Source organism: Flavobacterium sp., from assembly GCF_021151785.1.
In the GTDB taxonomy this organism is placed as follows: Bacteria; Bacteroidota; Bacteroidia; order Flavobacteriales; family Flavobacteriaceae; genus Flavobacterium.
Window position 1 is genome coordinate 1 of record NZ_JAGKWP010000194.1, and the last position, 1599, is coordinate 1599.

A 1599-nucleotide genomic window follows, 5' to 3' on the forward strand; every position below is an offset into this window, starting at 1 on the left:
AATCAATCAATGAACCTGCTTGTTGTAAGCGGGTGCAAAAGTAGAAACTTATTCCGTACTTCCAAACCTTTTTACAATCTTTTTTTAATTTATTTTTCTTTCCGCTTAAAACCAAGAAGTTACAATACAAAGTTTTTTTTAACCTTTCGCCAGTTAATTCAGCTAAACCTATTATATATTTATTGCAAACAAAAAATCAACTGCATGAAGCTTTAGAAAACAATATAAAGTTTCAACTTATTCAATCTAATAACTGTAAAACATAAAACGTTACTCATTATATATAATAATATTGTACCTATTAACCGTGAACATTGTTATAGCTAATAAAAACGCAAGGATTTAACTGGAGAAATTTTAGTTATAATATAGGAAGGCACGACAAGTACAAGACTACAAACCAATACCGTACCTAAATTAAGGAACAGAATGTGCAGGTAATTCACATCAACTGGTGCCACAGAAACATAATAGCTTTCAGGATTTAATTTTACAATTCCAAAATATTTTTGAATATACAATAAAGAAAGTGCAATCAAATTGCCCCAAAACAAACCTCTCCCTATCAAGTAGATCGCATTATATATAAAAATTTTTCGAATAGACCAATTGTTCGCTCCTAAAGACTTCAACAAACCTATTAATTGTGTACGTTCAAGAATCAGAACTAATAAAGCAACTACCATATTAATAGTTGCAACTATAATCATGATAATTAAAACCACAACAATATTAAAGTCAAATAATTTCAACCATTCGAAGATGCTAAAATATTTTTCGGAAATAGCTATACTATTATAGGTAGGCGGAATAGAATGATAAACTTTATCCGCTACCTGATCTAACTGATCAAAATTATCAATGTAAATTTCATAGGCACCGACTTGATCCTTACTCCATTTATTGATTCTTTGGATATGCTCAATACTACCTATTACATATGAAGCATCAAATTCTTGGAAACCTGAATTAAAAATACCTACAATTTTAAATTTACGAAGACTTGGCAACTTACCTTGTTCTTTCATAAAAAAAGTATTAAACCGATCACTTAATTTTAAATTCAAACGCTTTGCTAAAAATTGAGAAATTAAGACCTCATTATTGTTGTCAGCCGAAAAACGAGGCACTCTACCTTCGACAATAAACTCTTTTAGGCTACTCCAATTGTACTTATTATTTACTCCTTTAAAAACAATTCCTTCAAACTCTTTTTCAGTTCTAATCAAACCAGCTTTTGTAGCTACTGGTTGAATATGAGTTACCTGCGGAATTTGCTTCAATTTATCGATTGGGAAAGCTTTTTCTGAAAGAGGTGCTACTGTAACTTGTGATTGATTATCATCAAATGAAGTCACAATAATTTGACCATTAAAAGCTGATATTTTTTCTCTAATTTTTTGTTGCAAACCAATACCAGTGGCAACTGACATAATCATCATCACAATACTAATTGTAATGGCCAAAACAGCAATTTTTATTATTGGAGAAGAAACACTACTTTTATAGCTTTTAGCGTTTATTAATCTTTTAGCGATAAAATATTCTAAATTCAAGCGTAATGGTATGTAGTTCGTTTTTCAAAAATACTGTTTTATT

1 protein-coding gene is annotated in these 1599 nt (G+C 29.8%); it reads right to left on the minus strand.

Annotated features, from left to right (window positions below; all coding sequences use genetic code 11):
- Positions 1-323: 323 nt before the first annotated feature.
- On the minus strand, positions 324-1556 hold the full coding sequence (locus QZ824_RS11580) for an FtsX-like permease family protein (RefSeq protein WP_291276173.1): 1233 nt from the start codon (positions 1554-1556) through the stop codon (positions 324-326).
- Positions 1557-1599: the final 43 nt, after the last annotated feature.